General features: G+C 63.8%; 20 protein-coding genes. 13 read left to right on the top strand and 7 right to left on the bottom strand.

Going from position 1 to position 21,101, the window contains the following annotated elements; translation table 11 throughout:
- Window positions 1-122: 122 nt before the first annotated feature.
- The 4 genes from eda (at window position 123) to modB (ending at window position 2,609) form a co-directional block, all read left to right on the top strand.
- Window positions 123-758 (top strand): bifunctional 4-hydroxy-2-oxoglutarate aldolase/2-dehydro-3-deoxy-phosphogluconate aldolase, encoded by a 636-nt coding sequence (eda, locus tag LSG43_RS11650; RefSeq protein WP_231804273.1) that lies wholly within the window; start codon window positions 123-125, stop codon window positions 756-758.
- A gap of 3 nt (window positions 759-761) precedes the next feature.
- A complete protein-coding gene (locus LSG43_RS11645) occupies window positions 762-1,136 on the top strand; it encodes a winged helix-turn-helix domain-containing protein (protein WP_231804271.1) in 375 nt (124 codons plus the stop codon).
- Window positions 1,137-1,197: 61 nt separating this feature from the next.
- Complete coding sequence (gene modA / locus LSG43_RS11640) at window positions 1,198-1,929, top strand: molybdate ABC transporter substrate-binding protein (protein ID WP_231804269.1); 732 nt, start codon at window positions 1,198-1,200, stop codon at window positions 1,927-1,929.
- The gene (gene modB, locus LSG43_RS11635; protein WP_231804267.1) at window positions 1,926-2,609 is read left to right on the top strand and encodes a molybdate ABC transporter permease subunit; all 684 of its coding nucleotides are present in this window, start codon (window positions 1,926-1,928) and stop codon (window positions 2,607-2,609) included. The genes modA and modB overlap by 4 nt, the downstream gene beginning before the upstream one ends.
- 1 nt (window position 2,610) lies before the next feature.
- Here the strand turns inward: modB and LSG43_RS11630 are convergent, their stop codons facing one another.
- Together LSG43_RS11630 and LSG43_RS11625 are read right to left on the bottom strand one after the other, a co-directional pair.
- Window positions 2,611-3,951, bottom strand: coding sequence for an MFS transporter (locus LSG43_RS11630; RefSeq protein ID WP_231804265.1), 1,341 nt, complete (start codon window positions 3,949-3,951; stop codon window positions 2,611-2,613).
- Window positions 3,952-4,027: 76 nt separating this feature from the next.
- Window positions 4,028-4,453: a winged helix DNA-binding protein gene (locus LSG43_RS11625; RefSeq protein WP_231804263.1), complete on the bottom strand. Its 426-nt coding sequence runs from the start codon at window positions 4,451-4,453 to the stop codon at window positions 4,028-4,030.
- Between the two features lie 137 nt (window positions 4,454-4,590).
- Between LSG43_RS11625 and LSG43_RS11620 the strand changes: the two genes are divergently transcribed.
- The 5 genes from LSG43_RS11620 (at window position 4,591) to LSG43_RS11600 (ending at window position 11,499) form a co-directional block, all read left to right on the top strand.
- Window positions 4,591-5,376, top strand: coding sequence for a creatininase family protein (locus LSG43_RS11620; protein WP_231804261.1), 786 nt, complete (start codon window positions 4,591-4,593; stop codon window positions 5,374-5,376).
- Window positions 5,377-5,385: 9 nt separating this feature from the next.
- Window positions 5,386-6,282, top strand: a complete 897-nt coding sequence (locus tag LSG43_RS11615; RefSeq protein WP_231804259.1) for a LysR family transcriptional regulator — start codon at window positions 5,386-5,388, stop codon at window positions 6,280-6,282.
- A gap of 11 nt (window positions 6,283-6,293) precedes the next feature.
- Window positions 6,294-7,898 (top strand): HoxN/HupN/NixA family nickel/cobalt transporter, encoded by a 1,605-nt coding sequence (locus LSG43_RS11610; RefSeq protein WP_231804257.1) that lies wholly within the window; start codon window positions 6,294-6,296, stop codon window positions 7,896-7,898.
- Window positions 7,899-8,067: 169 nt separating this feature from the next.
- Window positions 8,068-9,093: a ferrochelatase gene (gene hemH, locus LSG43_RS11605; RefSeq protein ID WP_231804255.1), complete on the top strand. Its 1,026-nt coding sequence runs from the start codon at window positions 8,068-8,070 to the stop codon at window positions 9,091-9,093.
- Between the two features lie 522 nt (window positions 9,094-9,615).
- Window positions 9,616-11,499 (top strand): glucose/sorbosone family PQQ-dependent dehydrogenase, encoded by a 1,884-nt coding sequence (locus LSG43_RS11600; protein ID WP_231804253.1) that lies wholly within the window; start codon window positions 9,616-9,618, stop codon window positions 11,497-11,499.
- 113 nt (window positions 11,500-11,612) lie between these two features.
- On the opposite strand, the gene LSG43_RS11595 is transcribed toward LSG43_RS11600, so the two are convergent.
- From LSG43_RS11595 to LSG43_RS11585, 3 genes are all read right to left on the bottom strand, one after another.
- Window positions 11,613-11,891: an acylphosphatase gene (locus tag LSG43_RS11595; protein WP_231804251.1), complete on the bottom strand. Its 279-nt coding sequence runs from the start codon at window positions 11,889-11,891 to the stop codon at window positions 11,613-11,615.
- Window positions 11,892-11,966: 75 nt separating this feature from the next.
- On the bottom strand, window positions 11,967-12,833 hold the full coding sequence (locus LSG43_RS11590) for an OmpA/MotB family protein (RefSeq protein WP_231804249.1): 867 nt from the start codon (window positions 12,831-12,833) through the stop codon (window positions 11,967-11,969).
- Window positions 12,833-13,606: a motility protein A gene (locus LSG43_RS11585; RefSeq protein ID WP_231804247.1), complete on the bottom strand. Its 774-nt coding sequence runs from the start codon at window positions 13,604-13,606 to the stop codon at window positions 12,833-12,835. Before LSG43_RS11585 ends, LSG43_RS11590 begins: the two co-directional genes overlap by 1 nt.
- A gap of 208 nt (window positions 13,607-13,814) precedes the next feature.
- Here LSG43_RS11585 and LSG43_RS11580 point away from each other — a divergent pair, with 208 nt between their 5' ends.
- A complete protein-coding gene (locus LSG43_RS11580; RefSeq protein WP_231804245.1) occupies window positions 13,815-15,224 on the top strand; it encodes an outer membrane beta-barrel protein in 1,410 nt (469 codons plus the stop codon).
- Here LSG43_RS11580 and galU read toward each other — a convergent pair.
- The gene (gene galU / locus LSG43_RS11575) at window positions 15,208-16,104 is read right to left on the bottom strand and encodes a UTP--glucose-1-phosphate uridylyltransferase GalU (protein WP_231804243.1); all 897 of its coding nucleotides are present in this window, start codon (window positions 16,102-16,104) and stop codon (window positions 15,208-15,210) included. The genes LSG43_RS11580 and galU overlap by 17 nt on opposite strands.
- Before the next feature lie 127 nt (window positions 16,105-16,231).
- Here galU and galE point away from each other — a divergent pair, with 127 nt between their 5' ends.
- The 3 genes from galE to LSG43_RS11560 are packed head-to-tail and all read left to right on the top strand — an operon-like array spanning window position 16,232 to window position 19,597.
- Window positions 16,232-17,230 carry a UDP-glucose 4-epimerase GalE gene (gene galE / locus LSG43_RS11570; RefSeq protein ID WP_231804241.1) on the top strand — a complete coding sequence of 333 codons (999 nt, stop codon included), beginning with the start codon at window positions 16,232-16,234 and terminating at the stop codon, window positions 17,228-17,230.
- Window positions 17,182-18,426, top strand: a complete 1,245-nt coding sequence (locus LSG43_RS11565; RefSeq protein WP_231804239.1) for a lytic murein transglycosylase — start codon at window positions 17,182-17,184, stop codon at window positions 18,424-18,426. Before galE ends, LSG43_RS11565 begins: the two co-directional genes overlap by 49 nt.
- Before the next feature lie 31 nt (window positions 18,427-18,457).
- Window positions 18,458-19,597, top strand: coding sequence for an SGNH/GDSL hydrolase family protein (locus LSG43_RS11560; protein WP_231804237.1), 1,140 nt, complete (start codon window positions 18,458-18,460; stop codon window positions 19,595-19,597).
- A gap of 65 nt (window positions 19,598-19,662) precedes the next feature.
- On the opposite strand, the gene LSG43_RS11555 is transcribed toward LSG43_RS11560, so the two are convergent.
- Complete coding sequence (locus tag LSG43_RS11555; protein ID WP_231804235.1) at window positions 19,663-21,093, bottom strand: glutamate synthase subunit beta; 1,431 nt, start codon at window positions 21,091-21,093, stop codon at window positions 19,663-19,665.
- Window positions 21,094-21,101 lie beyond the last annotated feature (8 nt).

Below are 21,101 nucleotides of genomic sequence, written 5' to 3'. Positions count from 1 at the left end.
TCCCGCCGCAGCTTCCTCCATTGGCCGGGCTTTGACTTAAGGAGTTTTGGTTCCCATTTCAATAAAGCCCGTGCTAGTGGAAGCAGAAACCCGTCGATCCAACGGTCCCCGGAGGCAGATTTATGGCGCAAGACGCGGCCACGCTTACTTCCATCCTTTCCGCGGCTCCGGTCGTGCCGGTCATCATTCATGACGACGTGTCCAGCGCCCGGGCGCTGGCGGAGGCCCTTGTGGCCGGAGGGTTGCCGAATCTCGAGATTACGCTTCGTACCCCCAACGCGCTCAAGGTGATCGCGGAGATGGCCAAGGTTGACGGCGCGGTGGTGGGATCGGGCACGGTGCGCGACCTCGACACGATGAAGGGGTCCGTTGATGCGGGGTGCCGCTTCATGGTGTCGCCGGGTGCGCCGGTGAAATTGCTCGAGGATGCCGAGAAGGTCGATATTCCGCTGCTGCCGGGGATCGCGTCGCCGACCGAGGCGATGGCGGCGTCACTTCTTGGGTATTCCTACCTCAAATTCTTCCCGGCAGAGGCGATGGGCGGGACGCCGGTCCTCAAGGCCTTTGCCTCGCCGCTGGCGGACCTGAAGTTCTGCCCGACCGGCGGGATCAGCCTTTCGAACGCCAAAACCTATCTTTCTTTGCCCAACGTCGTGTGCGTCGGCGGCTCATGGGTCGTGCCGGGCGACAAGGTCGCGGCGGGGGATTTCGACGGCATTCGGGCGCTGGCCGCCGAAGCAGCGGCGCTGGCGGGATAAGAGATGAAACGCCCGGTCCCCATATCGGGCCTTGGGCACCTGCGGGTCGTTATCGACCAGGACGTCTATGTCGGTCCGGGGCGGGCGGACTTGCTCGAGCGTATCGCCGGCATGGGATCGATCTCGGCGGCGGGGAAATCCATGGGGATGAGCTACAAGCGCGCCTGGGGGTTGGTGCAGGCACTCAACGAAGGCTTCGGAGCGCCGCTTGTCGAGACGGTGCGCGGCGGCACCAGGCAGGGCGGGGCGCGGCTTACCGACCTCGGTCTCGCCGTTCTCAATCACTATCGCGCGATGGAAGCCAAGACCGAAACTGCGATTGCTGGGGATGTCGAAGCGTTGCGGGCGCTCAAGTCCGATATCGCCGAGCGGAAATAATCGTTGCGTCTATCCCTTCGTTCTCCTACCGATATGTTCTTCGAAACATATCGCGGTTCCAATGCGACTGATTGCGATCATAACACTTGTCCTGGGGACGGGGATAAGTCCGGCCCCGGCGCAGAACGCACAGGTTGCGGTGGCGGCCAATTTCACCGCGGCGGCGGAGGACCTGGCCGAGGCCTTCGCGGTGGAAACCGGTCTCGAGATCGGGCTGAGCTTCGGAGCAACGGGGCAGCTTTACGCACAGATCACGCAAGGGGCGCCGTTCGATGCGTTTCTGGCTGCCGACACTGAGCGGCCGGGGCTGCTGGTGGAGGCGGGGCTCGCGGTTGGCGCGAGCCGGTTCACCTATGCGGTGGGGCGCCTGGCGCTCTTTAGCGCCGATCCGGCGTTGGCCGCAGGACCCGAGAGTCTTGAGGGGGATTTCGAGAGGCTTGCGATTGCCGAGCCCGGGGCGGCGCCTTATGGCGCTGCGGCGGTCGAGGTCATCGCTGCGCTGGGGTTGACCGACGCGCTCGCGGACAGGCTGGTGATCGGACAGAATATCGCACAGGCCTATCAGTTCGTTGCGACAAGCAATGCCGAACTCGGGTTCGTGGCGCTTTCGCAAATCGCGGCGGGTGAAGGCGGGTCGCATTGGGTGGTGCCCGAGGAGATGCACGCGCCTATCGCGCAGGACGCCGTGTTGCTCGACGCGCGCAATGAGGCTGCATCGGCGTTCCTGGGTTTCCTTGCCTCGGCGCGGGCACGGGAGATTATCGAAGCGCACGGGTATGGCGTACGGCCATGACGCTCTTCTGGGAAATATGGCCCGCAATCGAGCTGACGCTGTCGCTCGCGGCGGTATCGACCGCGATCCTTCTGGTGCTCGGGACACCGATTGCGTGGTGGCTGGCTCGGTCGCGGTCGAAATGGACGATCGTGGTCAACGCGCTCGTAGCGCTGCCCCTGGTACTGCCGCCGACGGTTCTGGGGTTCTATCTCCTGATCATTCTGGGCGCGAACGGGCCGGGAGGGTGGATCGCTTCGCTCTGGGGCGCGCGGACGCTGGCGTTTACATTTACCGGGCTGGTGATCGGGTCGGTGTTCTACTCTCTGCCGTTCGTCGTGCAGCCGTTGCGGAACGCGTTTATCGCCGTGGGTAAGGGGCCGCTCGAAGCTGCGTATTCGCTCGGGTTCGATTTCAGGCGGGCGTTTTTCCTCGTCATTCTGCCGCTCGCGCGGCCGGGGTATCTGACCGCGGCGGTGCTCGGGTTCGCGCATACGGTGGGGGAGTTCGGCGTCGTTATGATGATCGGAGGGAATATCCCAGGGGAAACCAAGGTGCTCTCGATCGCGATCTTCGACTCCGTCGAGCAATTGCGCTGGGGCGAGGCGCACGCGATTGCGTTCGGAATGCTGGTCTTCGCGTTTGTGACGCTGGCGGTCACGATGGGGATCGACCGGCGGATATCGAAGGTCCAGCCATAAGCTAGGCGGGCCTGGGCCCTTCCGCCACCGCGGTGGCGTCCGGGGTTCCGAGATAGAACGCGGACAGGCGCCGGTAGGGGCGCGAATTGAGCGCGAGGATCGTGACGATTACGCCGACCATTCCCGCGAGCGTAAAGACCAGCGCGATGCCGCGGTCCGGGCCGGTGCCGAACCAGCTCCCGATGGCGCGGGCACCGGCACCGTCGGTCATGAACGGGATGACAATGAACTGGGTGAGCGGGCCGATGAGGAACGCGGTGAGGGGCGAGGCGGCCTGTTCGAGCGATTGGGCAAAGCCGAAGACGCGGCCCTGGCGCTCGAGCGGTACGACCTTTTGCAGCGTCGTATGTTCGGCGGCCTCGGCGTAGGGGGCAAAGAACATCCAGATGAAACAGCCGGCGGTCAGGAGCCAGATCGAGGACTGTATGGTGAACACGCAGCAGACCATCCAGGTGACGAGGTTGACCAGCAGCAGGGTGCGCAAGGGGTTTTTGCCCAGCCCGGTCCGAGAAATGATGATGCCGCTGATGATAAAGGCGGTGGAGAGGACGCCAAAGAGCAGGCCCCACACTTCGACAGAGACCAGCGACAGGCCGTAGGCGTCGAGCAGCGCCATGAAGATGCCACCGAGGAAATTGTTGAAGGTGGCGAAGAAGATGAGTGCGAAGAGACCCGGCACTGCTGCGACGATGCGGATGGTGCCGGCGATGTCGACGCGTTTGGGTTCGGGTGGCGTGTCGGGCGAGGGCGGGGCGCGCTTTTCATCGATCTTTACCGCTGCGAGATGCGCAAGAACCAGCACCGTCGCGACGATGGCGAGCGTCAGCGTCAGGCGCATGCCGCCCCATGCGACGAGGAAGCCGGAGATCACCGATGTGGTGAGAAAGCCGATACCTGTGACCATGCCTACGAGCCCGTTGGCCTTGTCGCGCTCACCTACGGGAATGAGGATGGTGACGAGCGTGGGCAGGGCGATGGAGCGGATGTTGCCGGCGATGACGCCAAGCATGACGAGGAGGATGAAGACCCACAGATACGCGCCGTAGGGATTGTTGAAAGCGCCTTCGGGCTCGAGGAAGACCATCGCTATCGAGATGGTATAAAATCCGAGCGAGACGGCGCTCGAGGCAAGCATCGAGAGCTTTTTGCCATTGTGGTCGACGATCGAGCCGAACCAGAAGCCGAAGGCCGCTGTGAAGACCAGGAAGATGCCGGCGATCATGCCCGTCGCGAAGACCGACTGGGTTTCGATGAAGACCCAGAAGGTAATGGCGAACCACACGGTGAAATTGGTGATGTTGGCAACGAGGTTGTTGCCCAGAATGTGGTGAAAGGGGCTCATGGCTGCGACCCGGAACACGCTCGGGCCGATACCCTACGCCCGCCGGGAGAAGTGCGCAAACGCCAAATTGCGGATGCTAGAAATCCAGAAGCGTGATGATGCGCTTGAGGCCCTGGCGCAGGCTTTTGCGGGTCTTTTTGCCCAGATCCTCGGCAATCGTATCTTCGAGCTGGCGCCAGTGGTCCTCGATAGCCGTGCGGGTGGTCTGACCCTGCTGGGAGAGCCGGGCGCCGGGGACCATTTCGGGGCCGACGGCGAGGCGCAGGAGCAGGCCCTTGTCCTCGAGCCGGCGCAGGATGGGGTCGAGGTGATCGCTGGGCACGCCGGTGAATGCTTCAAGCGTTGTAACGGGGACGCCTGCGGGGTCGGCAAGGCCCAGGAGCACGGCGTCGTCGCCGGCCTCGAGCCCGCGCGCGGCGAGCGGCGCCAGCAGGGCCTGGCGGGCGAGGTGGCCGGCTTCGATCAGGCGGTAGAGGGTCGAGGCGGTTGGCGGCTTGGTCATGGCAAGATCATTATCGGAACCGGGGGAAGCCGTCGATTCGGCGTTTAAAGGAAAGTTAATCAGGCCGCGCAGTGTTGTTCCGGGCGTGCTCACGGGCTAATCCTATGCGTCCCTTTGTGCCAAACGGAGCACCTCGCGTGCCGCTCGTCCAGCTTGCCTCTTTAGACGCGCTTTCAGGGCACGCCGTTTCCGACAGTACGATCGCGATCCTGCCGGTGGCGGCGACCGAAGCGCATGGTCCGCACCTGCCGGCGACCACCGACTGCGATATCGCCGAGGGGCATCTTAGGGCACTGCCGGGCTATCTTGCCACGAATATCGACGCAGTGGTGCTGCCCGTTGAGCGCATAGGGGCCTCTCTCGAGCACACCCGGTTCGCCGCGACGGAAAGCCGGGACGCGGCGGATCTGGTGCAGGCATGGTTTGCCATCGCGTCTGCGGTGCGGGAAGCCGGGATCAGGCGGCTTGTCATCGTGTCCTCGCATGGGGGCAACAGTGCGGCGGTCGATATCGTTACACTCAGGGCGCGGGCGGAACTGGGCTTGCTGGCGGTGGCGACAGCGTGGATGCGGTTCGGGTATCCCGATGGGCTGTTTGACGAAACCGAGCGCCGGTACGGCATTCACGGGGGGGATATCGAAACGTCGCTGATGCTGCACTATACGCCCGGGCAGGTGGACATGCGGCATGCGGAAACCTTCGTTTCGCGGCTGACGGATTGGGAAGCGGGGATGACGCATCTCTCCGGTTATGGCAAGCATCGGTTCGGCTGGCTGAGTTCGGATTTCAACGATCACGGGGTTGTCGGGAACGCGGCGGCGGCAACGGCAGACAAGGGCGCGGCGCTGGCCGACCATATCCTCAAGGGGTTTGCCGAGCTGCTCGAGGACGTAGCGGCGTTCGATCTGCGGCGGTTGCAGTAAGGGGGTGGAATGACACAGGATCTGGCGCGAATCCGGGCCTTCGTGCAGGTTTACGACGCGGGCGGATTTTCGGCAGCGGCGCGGATACACGGGCGGTCCAAGGCGCTCCTGTCGAAGTATGTGACCGATCTCGAGGAATATCTCGGGGTGCGGCTGATGAACCGGACGACGCGGAAGCTGAGCCTGACCGAGGCAGGGGAGGCGTATTACCGCGAGGTGAACCAGATCCTTTCCCAGCTCGACGATCTCGATGCGACGATATCGGACCAGACGGCGGCGCCGCGCGGGGTCCTGCGGGTGTCCGCGCCGCGAAATTTCGGGGAGCAGATGCTCGTCGATCCGCTCTTCGCGTTCGTCGCGCAGCATCCGGATGTGACGCTGGATCTGCGGCTCGAGGACCGTATGGTGGACCTCGTCGACGAGGGAATCGACCTCGCGCTGCGGATCTCGGCAATGGCCGACAGCTCGCTTATCGCCCGCAAGATTGCGGAAACCTCGGTGAGAATCTGCGCCGCGCCGTCGGTGATCAAGGCGTTCGGCGTGCCCAAATCGCCCGAGGCGTTGCGCGGGCTGCCGTGCATCGTCGATACCAACATGACCGGCCAGGCGAACTGGCGGTTCATCGAGGACGGGCGGACCGTTTCGATTCATGTGGATGGGCAGGTGAAGGTCAATTCGCCGGTCGCTGTGCTGATCGCGGCACAAAAGGGCCTAGGTTTCGCCCTACTACCCAGCTTTCTGGCCGATTCGGCCATCGCCGAGGGGACGCTGGTGCCGGTGCTGCAGGATTATCTGCCGTATCGGGCGTTCCTGCAGGCGGTTTATCCGCATCGCCGGCATCTGTCGGGAAAGGTGCGGGCGCTGATCGATTTTCTTGTCGCGTGGTTCGAAAAGAACCCTTTATAACAGGACCTTATATGACTCTAATGATGCGGCGCGGGCTGGCGGTTCTGGGGCTGGCCCTTTGTTGTGCGGGCGCGGCACAGGCGCATCCCCACGTCTGGGTCGATGCGCGATCGACGGTCCTTTTCGAGGACGGCGCGCTGGCGGGAATCCGGCATGAATGGACGTTCGATCCGTATTTTTCGGCGTGGGCAATCCAGGGGCTCGATACCGATGGCGACGGGGTTCTGGCACCCGCGGAGATGCAGGAACTCGCCGAAGAGAACATGGTGGGGCTCGCATATTACGAGTTTTATACCTATGCCGGAGCCGACGAGGAGGCGCTGGGGCTTCAGGGGCCGCACGATCCTTCGATGCGGTACGAGAACGAGCAGACGACGCTGAGCTATACCGTCTGGCTCGAGCAACCCCGTGAAATCTCAGGGGAATTCGATATCATCGTGGGCGATCCCGAATATTATTCGGAGATCACGTTTCCCAATGACAGCGCGGTCACGGTCGAGGGCGCTCCCGCGGGGTGTTCGGCGCAGGCGCATCCGCCGCAGATGATCGATCCGGCTCTCGAGGAGCAGCTTTATCTGCTCGGCCCCGACGTGCTCGAGCTGCCGCCCGAACTCAAACAGGCGGCGCGGGATCTGGCGAACCGGATCACCATCACCTGCCCCCAGCGCGCCGCCGCGACGGCGAGCGATGCGATCGCGCAAGCGATTTCGGCGCCCGCGCCCCGGCCGTTTGCCGCGCCGCCCTCCGAGCCTGCCATGGCGCCCGGGCAGGGCGGGTTCATGGGCTGGGTGGCCGATCAACAGCGAACGTTCTACCGGGCGCTGACCGATGCGCTTTCGGCGCTTCGCGAGGACAATAACGCGTTCTGGATATTGGGGGGATTAAGCTTTCTCTACGGCATCCTGCACGCAGCCGGGCCAGGGCATGGCAAGGTGGTGATCTCATCCTATGTCGTTGCGAATGAACGGCAATTGCGGCGCGGGATCGTCTTGAGCTTCCTGTCGGCGATGATGCAGGCGGTGGTTGCGGTGGCGTTCGTCCTGGTTGCCGTGGGGCTGCTCCGGGCGACGTCGGTGGCGATGAGCGACGCGGCGGGGGTGATGACGCGGGGGTCGTATGTGCTCGTGGCGGTGCTCGGAGCATGGCTGGCGGCGCGCCATATTCTGGGGTTCGGGCATCACCATCATCACGCTGAGCATCGTCATGCCCACGCTGACCATCGTCACGGCCACGATGGACACGATGACCGCCACGATGGGCATGATGAGCACGCCCATCACGTTGTTTTACCTCAACAAACGGGCGGCAACTGGCGTTCGATGGCAGGCGTCGTCTTCTCGGTGGGGATAAGACCGTGCTCGGGGGCGCTTGTGGTCCTCGTCTTTGCGCTGACCCAGGGCGTGCTTGCAGCGGGGATCGCGGCAACGTTCCTGATGGCCCTGGGAACGGCGATCACGGTGGGGGTGCTCGCGACCCTGGCGCTGGGGGCCAAGGGGCTCATGATGCGCTATGGCGGCGGCGGCGCGGTGGCCGGGGTGGTGCTCTGGTGGGTCGAATTGGCCGGTGCGCTCGCGGTTATGGGGTTCGGGCTCCTTTTGTTTTTCGCGACGCCATAGTAGTCCCCGCCGACCGTGCGGGGATAACTCCATAAGCGCGGGCAAGTTGCCGCATTTGAAGCCGCGGCTGTTGCCGGGGGCGGCATAGCGGCTATTGTGCGCGAAACTTTCCGCGCGCCGGGTGCGTATAGCCCCGCCAAGCCTCACGCCTTGCATAACGAGACGCGACATGAATGATTTTTTGCCCGCCGGCCATCCGCCGATCACGCCGCGCAAGATCGGGGTGCTGCTCTTGAACCTGGGGACGCCGGACGCGACCGACTATTGGAGCGTGCGCCGGTACTTGAAGGAATTTCTTTCCGATCCGCGCGTGATCGAGACGCCGCGGTGGTTGTGGTGGCCGATTCTCAATGGCGTCATCCTCTCGTTCCGCCCGCAAAAGGCCGGTGCAAACTACGCGCGTATCTGGGACAAGGAGCACGATGAAAGCCCGCTGCGGGTCATAACCCGCTCACAGGCGCAAAAGCTGCAGGCTGCATTTTCGACCGACGAGAACGTCGTGGTCGACTATGCCATGCGGTACGGGAACCCCTCGACCAGAAGCGGGGTCGAGAGGTTGAAGGAAGCCGGGTGCGACCGGATATTGCTGTTCCCGCTCTATCCGCAATATTCCGCAACGACGACAGCGACGGCGAACGACAAGGCCTTCGACGCGCTCAGGACGCTGCGCTGGCAACCGGCGGTACGCACCGTGCCGGCCTATTTCGACGACCCGAACTATGTTGCCGTCCTGGCGCAGTCGATCACCGAGGGGATCGCAAAGCTCGATTTTACCCCCGATCTGGTCATCACCTCCTATCACGGGATGCCGAAATCCTACCTCATGAGGGGCGATCCCTATCACTGCCAGTGCGTGAAGACGACGCGACTGGTGCGCGAGCATCTGGGGTGGTCCGAAGACAAGATCATGGTCACGTTCCAGAGCCGGTTCGGCCGGGAGGAATGGCTGCAGCCCTATACCGACGAGACGCTCAAGGCGCTGCCGGGCAAGGGGGTCAAGAAGATCGCCATTCTCGCGCCGGCGTTTTCGGCCGACTGCATCGAGACGCTCGAAGAGATCGCGATCACCGGGGAGGAGGAGTTCATGGGCGCAGGGGGCGAGCGCTATGCGTATATCCCGTGCCTCAATGACACCCCGGCCGGGATGAACATGATCGAGACGGTGGTGCGGCGGGAGCTTTCGGGGTGGCTGTGAGGATCACGCCACGCCCTAGCGGACGCCTATTGGCGCTTTGCCCGCACCGATGATACCGGCCCACCGACCCGGCGTCTGATTGCGGCCGGGGCCGGGCGGGTGCGGCCCTTTCGGGCATCATGCGATAACCAATTGAGCCGCGTGGGGAACCCCTGTCCATTTGGCGGGTTACCGTTCATCGGGCAGTTGCGCGCCGGCGGTCCCACAGGCGCTCGTGGGCTGTGCCGGAGGAGACGGCACAGCGGCGATTATGAGAACGTCACATGGCCTGACTACCGTGCGCCCAGGGCGACGTTCGACGTTGCTCCGCCCTGTTCGGATCGCGCCAAAGGAGGGCTCGTGCTTACCGTCAGACCATGGTTCTGGACCCGCCGAAGGCGTATGCCCTGCCATCAGCACAAGCACGCTAACGTGTCGGTGAGGGTCTTGCCCGCAACTAGCATGTTACCTAACATGGCGTTCCATTCGCCGTTTCAATCCACCCCAATTTCATCCCCCTCACATAAAGATGGAGCATTTTCTATGAGGTCACCGAGCAAATCCGGGCATACTGACTCCTCGCGTGGCGGCTCAGTCATGCGCCTTCTGGCCGGTAGCACGGCTGCCCTGGCGCTGGCGATCGGCGCTGGTCCTGTGCTGGCGCAGGAAACGCCGGTCGACATCGAGACCGGCCAGAACGAGCTGTTTTCCTCCCGCGTTCTTACGACCGGGCTCTCCAATCCCTGGGCGATGGTCTGGGGTCCGGATGAAATGATCTGGGTAACCGAGCGCACGAGCGGGGAGGTAACCCGTGTCGATCCCGCAACCGGCAACCAGCAATTGGCGCTTACGCTCGAGGACGTCTATACCGGTCCCCAGCATGAAGGCCTGCTCGGACTGGCGCTGCACCCGGAATTCATGCAGGGCACGGGCAATGATTATGTCTACATCGCCTACACTATCAACAACGGCACCGCCGAAGACCCCGATCCTGCCGCACAGATCGTGCGCTACAGCTGGGACAGCTCGCTTCAGCAGATGATCGAGCCGACCGAGGTGATTACCGGCCTTCCGGCCTGGAACGATCACAATGCCGGCCGCGTGGTCATCGGGCCGGACATGCATCTTTATTATTCGATCGGCGAACAAGGCGCCAATTTCGGCCGCAATATCCGCCGTCCCAATCTCGCCCAGGCCCTGCCGACGCAGGAAGAGGTCGACAGCGAGAACTGGCGGACCTATTCGGGCAAAATCCTGCGGCTCAATCTGGATGGCTCCATTCCCGAGGATAATCCCGAGATCGATGGTGTGCGCAGCCATATCTACAGCTATGGCCACCGGAACCCCCAGGGGATCGCCTTCGGTCCTGACGGCACGCTTTACGAAACCGAACACGGTCCCTCCAGCGACGATGAACTCAATATCATCACGCCGGGTGGCAATTACGGCTGGCCAAACGTCGCGGGCTATATCGACGATTCCGCCTATCTTTACGCCAATTGGAGCGAGGCGCCCGAAGACGTCGATACCAATGCCGATCCGATCCCCGATTCGGTTCCGCAGTTTCCCGAAAGCGAGTTCGAGCCGGAGATGGTCGCGCCATTGGCAACCTATTTCACGGTCGAGGACGATTTCCCGTTCGGCGAGCAGTGCGGGTATATCTGCAACCCGACAATCGCGCCTTCCTCGGTGCTGTACTACGAGGCCGGCGAGAACGGCATCCAGGAGTGGGACAACTCGGTTTTGATCCCGACACTCAAGCATGGCGTGCTTTATGTGCAGAAACTCTCGGAAGACGGCCAGTCTGCCGACGGTCTGCCCGAGGCGTGGTTCAATACCCAGAACCGGTATCGCGACGTGCTGGTTGGACCCAGTGGCCGCGACGTGTTCATCGCGACCGATGCGTTCGGCTCGGCCGCGCAGCTCTATGGCGATGAACTCCGCACGAGCGTGCTGCACAATCCCGGTGCTATCCTCAAGTTCACCTATGGCGAAGAAGGCAGTACGCTGAGCATGGGTGAAGGCGACGACGCTGCCGGAGCGCAGGATGCCGCCGCCGGCGGCAATGCGGGCGAAGAGTGGGAAGATCCCGCGACCGGCGGTTCGGATGAAACCGCCGACGCCGCGGCGGTCGAAGAAAGCGTCGAAGCGTTTGCGAGCGCGGGGCTGCCCAAATTCAGCGTCAATTGCGCGAGCTGCCATGGGCAGGCGGGCGGCGGCGGTGCCGGGCCGGCGCTGGCAGGCAATGACAACCTCGCCGACGCCGAGCACGTGGCCAACGCCATCGTCAACGGTTTCGGCTACATGCCGGCATTCGGCAGCCAGCTCAGCGATGACGATATCGCGCATATCGCGACGTTCATCCGCAATACCTGGGGCAATGATTTCGGTATCGTGACGCCCGATCAGGTTGCGGCCGAGCGGTAGGCGCAACCGGCTCACCAAAAAGGAAGGCGGGAGTTGTCTCCCGCCTTTTTTCGTTTCAGCCTTCGGTAGCTCGCTCCAAGGGGCGCCGCGCGCTCCAGGCTCGGGGAGCCATTCTAGCCAAGGATGCGAAAGTCCCGGACTTCGGTGTCGGGTTCGATCTTTTCAGTGTCGACCGTTGAAATCCGGGCTGCGGGCGGGCCTTTGTGCAGGGCGCGTACCATTGCAGCGACCTCTGCAGACGGGCCGATGACCAATGCTTCCACAGACCCGTCGGTCTGGTTGCGGACCCATCCGGAAAGGCCATGGCGTTCGGCTTCGACCCGGGTCCAGGCGCGGAAGGCCACGCCCTGGACGTGACCGGTAATGCGTGCGCGGACGGCGATTGTGGTCATGGCGGAAAATCCTCCCGATCCGCCCGGCAATATAGCACGGCGGGGGCCGCTTGTGCAGGGGAGGTGCCGTCTGCGTCAGGGGGTCAGTTCGGCGGGTACCGGCGGGTCTTCGTTGAGGATGGTGATCTTCACGCGCTGGTTGGCGGCGAGATAAGGGTCGTTGGCGAAGTAGGGCTCGGTTTCGGCGCGGCCGATGACGGCTTCGATGCGGTTTGAGGACAGGCCGAATTCCTGGAGAACCTGGCGGGTTATGTTGGCGCGGTCGAAGGAAAGTTCCCAGGAGCCGTAATTGGGGTTGGCGTACTGCACGCCCGCGGCGGTGTGCCCGGAGATGCGGATGGGATTGGGCAGGCGCTGGAGGATGGGAGCCATGGCGGCGATGGCCTGGCGGGTGGCCTCGTAGGGGTATTTCGAGCCCTCGGGGAACATGGGGCGGCCTTCCTGATCGGCGATCAGGATGTTGAGCCCCTCTTCGGTCTCTTCGAGGATGAGGTTGTCGCTCACCGTCGTGATCTGGGGGTTTTCGCGCCAGGCCTGCTGGATCGAGGCGGCGGCGAGGGCGAACCGCTGGCGGGATTCCACCTCGGCGCGCTCGTTCTGGTAGGTGTTGACCTCGGGACCCTGCTGGGAGAAGCGGTCGTGTTCGATCTCGGAGAACTGGGTTTCGAGCTCCTGGGGATCGTAGGTCACGGATTTGAGAAATTCGCGTTCGGGGTTGCCGTCGCGCTCGATCACCGCGGTGCGCGAGAAGGTCTGGACGATGCCGAAGGCGTCGCGCATGGAGCCGGCGACGACCTGGAGCTTTTGTTCGTCCTGGATCGAAAAGGAAATGATCAGGACGAAAAAGCACACGAGGATCGACATCAGGTCCGCGAACGTGACCAGCCAATCGGGGACACTGCCGCCGCCGCCATTCTTTTTGCGTGCAGCCGCCTTCGCCATCAGGCTGCCTTGAGCTCGGTGTCGGCCTCGCGCTGGTGCTCGGGCAGGTATGCGACGAGCATTTCGCGGATGAGGTTGGGGCTCTTGCCGTCGCGGATCGACATGATGCCGTCGATGATGAGGGTCTGGTTGACTTCCTCGACGTCAAGCTTGGCGTTGAGTTTGTCGGAAATGGGCAGACAGACGAGGTTGGCGATGACCGCGCCGTAAAGCGTCGTGAGGAGCGCCACGGCCATTGCGGGGCCGATGGCGGAGGGGTCGTCCATGTTGCCCAGCATCTGGACGAGGCCGACGATGGTGCCGATCATGCCGAAAGCGGGGGCGGCGTCGCCCAGGGACTTGAAGACGCGCTGGCCTTCGGAGAGGCGCGCGAGGTACTGGTCGCGCTCGAGCTCCATGGATTCGCGGATGAACGCGCCGTCATAGCCGTCGGCGATGTACTGGGCGCCCTTGCGCAGATTGGGTTCGTCGAGATCGAGGCCTTCGAGTCCAAGCGGGCCCTGGCGGCGGACGATGTCGCCCATCCTGGCGATCTTGTCGATCAGTTCGCGCGGCTCGACCTTCTTGTGGGTGAAGGCCACGCGGCCGCCGGTGATCAGCGCGTTGAGGACGCCGGCAAGGGGAAAGCGGATCAGGGTCGCGGCGAAACCGCCGCCGATGACGATCAGGATAGAGGGGGCATCGACAAATGCGCCAAACGAGCCGCCCATGAAAATCGCAAAGGCGATAACAGCGGCACCGACGATGATGCCGATGATTGTGGCGAGATCCATGCCTTACTCCTCGTGCCTTCTGGCACGTACGCGAATACTCAATCTTGCGCACTATAGAGGGGCATAGGCTAATCAGGACTTAACCCGACGGCCGCCGAATCCACCCAATTTTCCGCAATCGGGCATACCGGTAAACCTTTGTTAACCATAAGTTGAAAGCTTCAGGGTCGGCCCTCGCGCGAGGCGGGGGCGCTCGGGAGTCGTTCCGGTGTCGGTCTCATCCATGGTTTATAGAGCGCTGCTGATCATCGGTGCGGCGGGGTTCGCCGTGCCGGGCGCGCTTGCGCAAGGGGATGGATCGGGGACTGACAATCTCGATCTGCTGCGGTCGGGCTATGGCAGCGATTTCTGCGAGCCGGCGATGTTGTGCCACACGGCGCAGACGGGACCCAGCGCCGCGCCGGTGCCGGTGCCCGAGCAGGCAGCGGCGCCTGTGCCGCAGACCGCGCCAATTCAGCAAACACCGGTGGCTCCACCGGTGCCGCAGCCGGCGGTTTACGATCCGGCGCCACGGATTTCCGATCCGGTGCCGCTTTTCGACACCGAATTGAGCGTGACGCTTCGGGGGAGCTATGTGGTCGACGAGGGGGAAGGCTCCTATGAGGCCTCGGTGACCCCGGCGGCCAATTTCAGCTATGCGCGGGACGATCTTGCGGCCGAACTCGCGGTGAGCGCGGGGCTCGTCTATGTCGAGGGCGATACGGTGGAGATCGGGGACGGGCTTGCCGAACTGAACGTGACACGGGATTTCGGACCGACGCGGCAGCTCGCGCTGCGGGGTGCTCTGGCGGTGGGGCAGGACGATCCGACAGGGTTCGACAGCGCGGATTCGGCGATCGAGACCGAGGCTTTGCGGGTGTCGGGCAGCGCCGATGCGACGTTCTCGCAGGATTTCGCGCGCGCCAATCTGGCGGTCTCGGCGGGGGTGCTGCGCGAGACGGTGAGCCCGACGACGCTTGCGGACGGCACGATCGTCTACAACGATGCGGAGAACATGACGGCGGTTTCGGGCGGGGTACGGCTTGGGTATGCGCTGACGCCGATCGTGGGGGTGTTCGCGGCGGCGGATGGGCGGCGCGAGGATTTCGATGCCGTATCGGACGATTTGGGGGCATCGCGGAACGGATGGGCTTATGCGCTGCGGGGCGGGCTCACGGGGAACTGGTCGGACGTCGTGACGGCGGAAGCCTCGGTGGGCGTCGGGCGGCGGACATTCGACGATGCCGCGCTGGCGGCGGTCGAGCGGGTGCTCTATGGGGCGGCGGTGGGGTTCAACCCCGATCCGACGACGCAATTGCGGCTGAGCTTCGATACTGGCATCGCGCCGGGGACCGGGAGCGTTGCGGCGACGGTGGATTATACGCTGGCGCTCGAAGCGGATTACCGGGTCAATTCCTGGCTGGGCCTGCGCGGGAGCGCCAGCGCGCTCTGGCAGGAGAATGCCGACAGCGACGGCGTCGTGCGCACCTATGGCGCGGGCGTGGGTGCCGATATTGCGCTGGGGGCGCATACGGCGCTTGTGCTCGATTATGACTACGGTCTGCAGGAGGACAGTGCGGCCGACCCGCAGACCAGCCATGTGCACCGGGTGAGCGCCGGGGTTACGCTTCGATACTGATCGGCAGTTCCTCGGTCATGGTCCTGAGTTCGGCCATGAAGTCCTCGGAGATGTCGGGGCGGTCGAGGGCGAACGCGACGTTGGCCGTCAGAAAGCCGATTTTCGAGCCGCAGTCGAAGGAGCGTCCGCTGTATTTGACGCCGGTGAAGTGCTGGAGGTCCATCAGGTGCCGCATGGCGTCGGTGATCTGGATCTCGCCGCCCGCGCCCACTGTCTGCTCGGACAGGAGCATGAAGATCTCCGGCTGCAGGATGTAGCGTCCGGAGATGATGAGGTTCGAGGGCGCGTCCTCGGGCTTTGGTTTTTCCACCATGCCGGTGATGGAAAATCCATGGTCGGGGCCTTCGCCGCGCGCGACGATGCCGTAGGAGGAGACCGCCTGCGGATCGACTTCCTCGACCGCGATGATGTTGCCGCCGGTTTCCTCATAGGCGTCCATCATCTGCTTGAGGACACCGGTTTTGGCCTGGAAGATCATGTCGGGGAGCAGCAGCGCGAAGGGTTCGCGGCCCACGAGGTCGCGGGCACACCAGACCGCGTGGCCGAGCCCCAACGGCTCCTGCTGGCGGGTAAAGCTGGTCTGTCCGGCGCGGGGAAGGTCGCGGCGCAGTTCTTCGAGCGCCTTTGTCTTGCCCCGGGCCTCAAGGGTGGATTCGAGTTCGAACTGGCGGTCGAAATGGTCCTCGATGACGCCCTTGTTGCGGCCGGTGACGAAGACGAAGTGCTCGATGCCGGCCTCGCGAGCCTCATCGACCGCGTACTGGATTACCGGACGGTCGACCACGGTGAGCATTTCCTTGGGCATGGCCTTGGTCGCGGGCAAAAACCGTGTACCAAGACCGGCGACGGGAAATACGGCTGTTCGAACTCTTCGGACCACTGAGGGCTCCTTCTTTCGGTGGTGATCGTCCTAAGACTATTTCAATGCCTTAGTGCCAAATGTGTGACAAAAACAGATTAGCATTCAAGCGCATCATGACGGGTAAGTCGATGCGGAAAGGGCGTAAATGAGCATTCTGGTGACCGGCGGGGCCGGCTATATCGGATCGCATATGGTTCTCAACCTTGCCGACGCAGGGGAATCCGTCGTCGTTCTGGACAACCTCGTGACCGGCTTCGACTGGCTTGTCGACCACCGGGTGAGGTTTGTGAAGGGGAATGTCGCAGACACCGATCTTGTTGCACATCTGATTGCGGAATATGACATCGAGGCAGTGATCCATTTCGCCGGATCGGTGGTGGTGCCCGAGTCGGTGGTCAATCCACTCAAATATTACGCCAACAACACAGCCGCGACGCGGACGCTGATCGAAACCTGCGTCAGGGGCGGGGTCAGCCATTTCATCTTTTCCTCGACGGCGGCGGTTTACGGCATGGTGGGGCTCGAGCCTGTCTCCGAGGACAACGTGCTCAACCCGGTTTCGCCTTACGGGAAATCCAAGCTGATGAGCGAATGGATGCTTGCGGATGTCGCGGCTGCGCATCCGATGACCTATGGGGTGCTGCGCTATTTCAACGTCGCTGGGGCCGATCCGCAGATGCGGTCCGGGCAGTCGACCGCCGGGGCGACGCACCTCATCAAGGTCGCGGTGCAGACGGCGCTGGGGCTGCGCGACGCGATGAGCGTTTTCGGAGACGATTACCCGACGCCGGACGGGACGTGCGTGCGAGACTACATTCACGTAACCGATCTCGTTGCCGCACATGCGTTGGTGCTTGACCATTTGCGCAAGGGCGGCGAGAGCGTCACGATGAATTGCGGGTATGGACGCGGGTTCTCGGTGGACGCCGTGGTCAAGACCGTCAAGGAGGTGACGGGGGTCGACTTTGCGGTCGAGCATGGCCCCCGGCGCGCGGGCGACCCCGCTTCGATCGTTGCGGGGGCGGACCGGATCCGGGCGATGGGCTGGCAGCCCGAATATGACGACCTCGAGCGTATCGTGGAGATGGCATACACATGGGAAAAGCATCTCGGAACGCGCAACGACAGACCCTCGGTGTTCTAACCGGGTTTCTTGCCTTTCTTGTCTCGATCGCGCCGGGCCTGGCGCAGCCGGTCGAAAGCTTCGCGGCGTTCAAGGAGCGGTTCGAGGCGGTCGCGGTCGCGGCCGGGATCGACCGGGCGCTTTACCGGTCGGTGATGGGGCCGGTGAGCGAGGATCCCGCAATCGCGCGGTATATCGGCGGGCAGCCGGAATTCGTGACGCCGATCTGGGAGTATATCGACCAGAGGGTGAGCGCTGGCCGGATCGCCCGCGGGCGCCAGGCGATGGCGGCCAATGCGGCACTGTTTGAGGCTGTCGGCACTGCCTATGGGGTCGATCCCTATATTCTCGGAGCGATCTGGGGGATGGAGAGCGATTATGGCGCCATTTTGGGCAATACCGGGCTCATCAAGCCCGTTATTCCCTCGCTCGCCAATCTCGCACATCAGCGGCGGGGGCGCGTCGCTGAGGACGAGGCGGAACTGATCGCGGCCTTGCGGATCGTCCAGAGCCAGAGGATTGCGCCGGACAGCCTCGTTGGGTCCTGGGCCGGTGCGATCGGGCATCTGCAGCTCATTCCGACGGCAAACCTGCAGTACGGACAGGATGGCGACGGCGACGGGCGGGTGGACGTGCACCGCTCGCTGGCGGATGCGCTGGCGAGTTCCGCGACGTATCTGCGGGGGTTGGGGTATCGGCCGGGGCTCGACTGGGGCTTTGAGGTGGCTGTGCCCGAGGGGTTCGACTATCTACTCGCTGATCGCGAGAATTTCCGGCCGATCCGGTTCTTTGCCGAGCGGGGCGTAACGCGCGTCGCGGGGCGGGAATTTGGGGATTTGGGCACGGAGGTGTTTCTCTATGTCCCCGCCGGGACGTCGGGGCCGAAGTTTCTGATGACGCGGAATTATCTTGTCCTCAAGGGGTACAATTTTTCCGATTCCTACGCGCTTTCGGTGGCGCATTTGACCGACCGGCTCAAAGGGGCCGGGCCGTTCGTTGCGTCGTGGCCGCGGGGCACGGCATTTCCGGGTTTGCAGGAAAGGATCGATATCCAGAGGTGGCTCGCGGCACTGGGGTATTACGACGGGGCGATCGACGGGCGGATCGGGCCGATCACGCAGGCCGCATACGCGCGGTTCCAGGCGGACCGGGGGCTTGTGGCGGACGGGTTCATCACCGCGCGGAGCCACGGGCTTCTGGCGCAGGCCGCGCGCTAGCCGGGGGCGGAGCGATGCGGTAAAATCGGCCATGGTTTTCAGACGCTTCGTTATCTTCCTGTCGGTTCTGATGCTGGCGCTGCCCCTGGCGGCGCCCGAAGCGCTTGGACAGAACGAAAGGCCACGCCGGAGCCTGTTCGAAGTGCTTTTCGGCAACGACGACCAACCACCGGCACAGGAGCCGGTTACCGTGCAACCCCAGCCGAGCCGAACACAGCCGTCGCGGCCCGTCGTGAGTCAGCCGCAAAGCCAGCCCCAGCCGACGGATATCGAGAAATCGGAAAATGCGACGCGGATTGCCGTTTTCGGCGACTCGCTGGCAGTCGATCTGGCGCGGGCGTTGGAACGGTTCTATGCGGAGGACCCTGAAACGGTCATCCTAGGCCAGGGCGTGGGGTCCTCGGGGTTCGTGCGCGACGACTTTTTCGACTGGAACGCGGCGCTCGACGAAGAGATCGCCGAGGACAGCTTTGATATCGCCGTGGTGATGGTCGGGATCAATGACAGGCAGGCGCTCGGGGGCGCGGGGCCTTTGACCGAGGCCTGGAAGGCGGCGTATTCGGCGCGTATCGAAGCCTTCCTTGGCGATTTGCGTGCGGCGGGAAAGCCTGTGGTCTGGGTGGAACTGCCGCCGATGGCGCAGCCGACCTATTCGTCCGACATGGTTCAGATTTCCTCGCTGCACCGGCAGGCCGTGCAGGCGAGCGGCGGAGAGTGGGTCGAAACGTTCGAGCGCTTCACCGGGGAGGCCGGCGGGTATTCGGAGATGGGGCCCGATCTTTCGGGGCAGATCGTTTCGATGCGGAAATCCGACGGCATCCATTTTTCGAGCGCGGGCGCTGACAAGCTGGCGTTTTATATCGACAGGGCGATCGGGGAATATCACTCCGGCGGGGGGATCACCACCGAGGTTGCGGATCCGCTCGCGGGCACGGATGCCGCGGGGATGCAGCGCCCGCCGTTCCAGGGGCTCGACCAGGCGCAACTTGTCGAGATCGCAGGCGTCGTCCAGCAGATCGGCGGGGCGGTGCGGCGGGCGGAGGACCTGCTGGTGGCCGGGTCGGAGCCAAAGGGGGAATTCGATCTCGAAGCGCTTCTCGAGGCGCCGGCGGGGCGTGTGGATGCGTTCGGGCTCGGCGTCGCGGCCGAGGATATCCCCGGGGGGCGCTAGCAGGTCATTGCAGTTTTGGCGGACCTAAAGGGCGGCGCGCGGGCGCCGCCCTTTGCGTAAAAGCGTTACCGGGGAAGGGCGGTCTGGCCCATCAGGTCCAAATCGATCGCGCGGGCGGCCTGACGGCCTTCGCGAATGGCCCAGACGACGAGGGACTGGCCACGGCGAGCGTCGCCGGCGGCGTAGAGGCCTTCGACCGAGGTCTTGTAGGAGAAGGTGTCGGCGAAAACGTTGCCGCGCTTGTCGAGTTTCGTGCCGGACTGCTCGACGAGACCTTCGTAGACCGGGTGGGAGAACCCGATGGCCATGAGGACGAGGTCGGCCTTGAGGATGAAGTCCGTGCCCTCGATGGGCTTGCGCGACTGGCTCACGCGGGCGCACTTGACGCCAGTGACGTGGCCGCGCTCATCGCCGATGATCTCCAGCGTTCCAGCGGAAAATTCGCGGATGGCGCCTTCAGCCTGAGAGGACGAGGTGCGCATCTTGACCGCCCAGTTGGGCCAACTGGTGAGCTTGTCTTCCTTGACCGGGGGCTGGGGGCGGATGTCGAGCTGGGTGACCGATACCGCGCCCTGGCGGAACGAAGTGCCGATGCAGTCGGACGCCGTGTCGCCGCCGCCGATGACGACGACGTGCTTGCCCGAGGCCAGAATCTGCTCTTCGCCCGAGACATCTTCGCCGCCGTTGCGGCGGTTCTGCTGGACGAGGAAGGGCATCGCATAATGCACGCCCTCGAACTCGGTGCCTTCGCAGCCCGGGTGACGCGGATGTTCCGAGCCGATGCACAGAAGCACCGCGTCGTGGCTGTCCTGAAGCTCGGAAAGCGGGCGCGAGACGCCGATATTTTCGCCGAAGTGGAAGATGACGCCTTCGGTTTCCATCTGACGCTGACGGAAATCGATATGGTGCTTTTCCATCTTGAAGTCGGGAATGCCATAGCGCAACAGACCGCCTGGCTTGGGCTCGCGCTCGTAGACGTGAACCTCGTGACCGACGCGGGCCAATTGCTGGGCGGCGGCGAGCCCGGCCGGGCCGGCGCCAATGATGGCGACTTTCTTGCCCGTGCGGGTTTCGGGCACCTGCGGTTTCACCCAGCCGCCGCGGATCGCGCGGTCGGCGATCGACTGCTCGACGGTCTTGATGGCGACCGGGGTGTCCTCGAGGTTCAGCGTGCAGCCCTCCTCGCACGGGGCGGGGCATATGCGGCCGGTGAACTCGGGGAAGTTGTTGGTCGAATGCAGGTTGCGCGCGGCCTCTTCCCAGTCGTCCTGCCAGACGAGATCGTTCCAGTCAGGGATCTGGTTATTGACCGGGCAACCCGTCGTCTCGTTGTGGCAATAGGGAATGCCGCAGTCCATGCAGCGCGCGGCCTGGTTCTTGACCTCGTTTTCCGTGAGCGGAATGGTGAACTCGCCGAAATGGCGGACGCGGTCCGAGGCGGGCTCGTAACGCTGTTCCTGACGGTCGATTTCGAGAAAGCCGGTAACCTTGCCCATGCTTTCCT

Source organism: Pelagibacterium xiamenense (assembly GCF_021166475.1).
Classification (GTDB): Bacteria; Pseudomonadota; Alphaproteobacteria; order Rhizobiales; family Devosiaceae; genus Pelagibacterium; species Pelagibacterium xiamenense.
The sequence above is the reverse complement of the archived record's forward strand: the minus strand, read 5'-3'. Positions and strand labels throughout refer to the sequence as shown.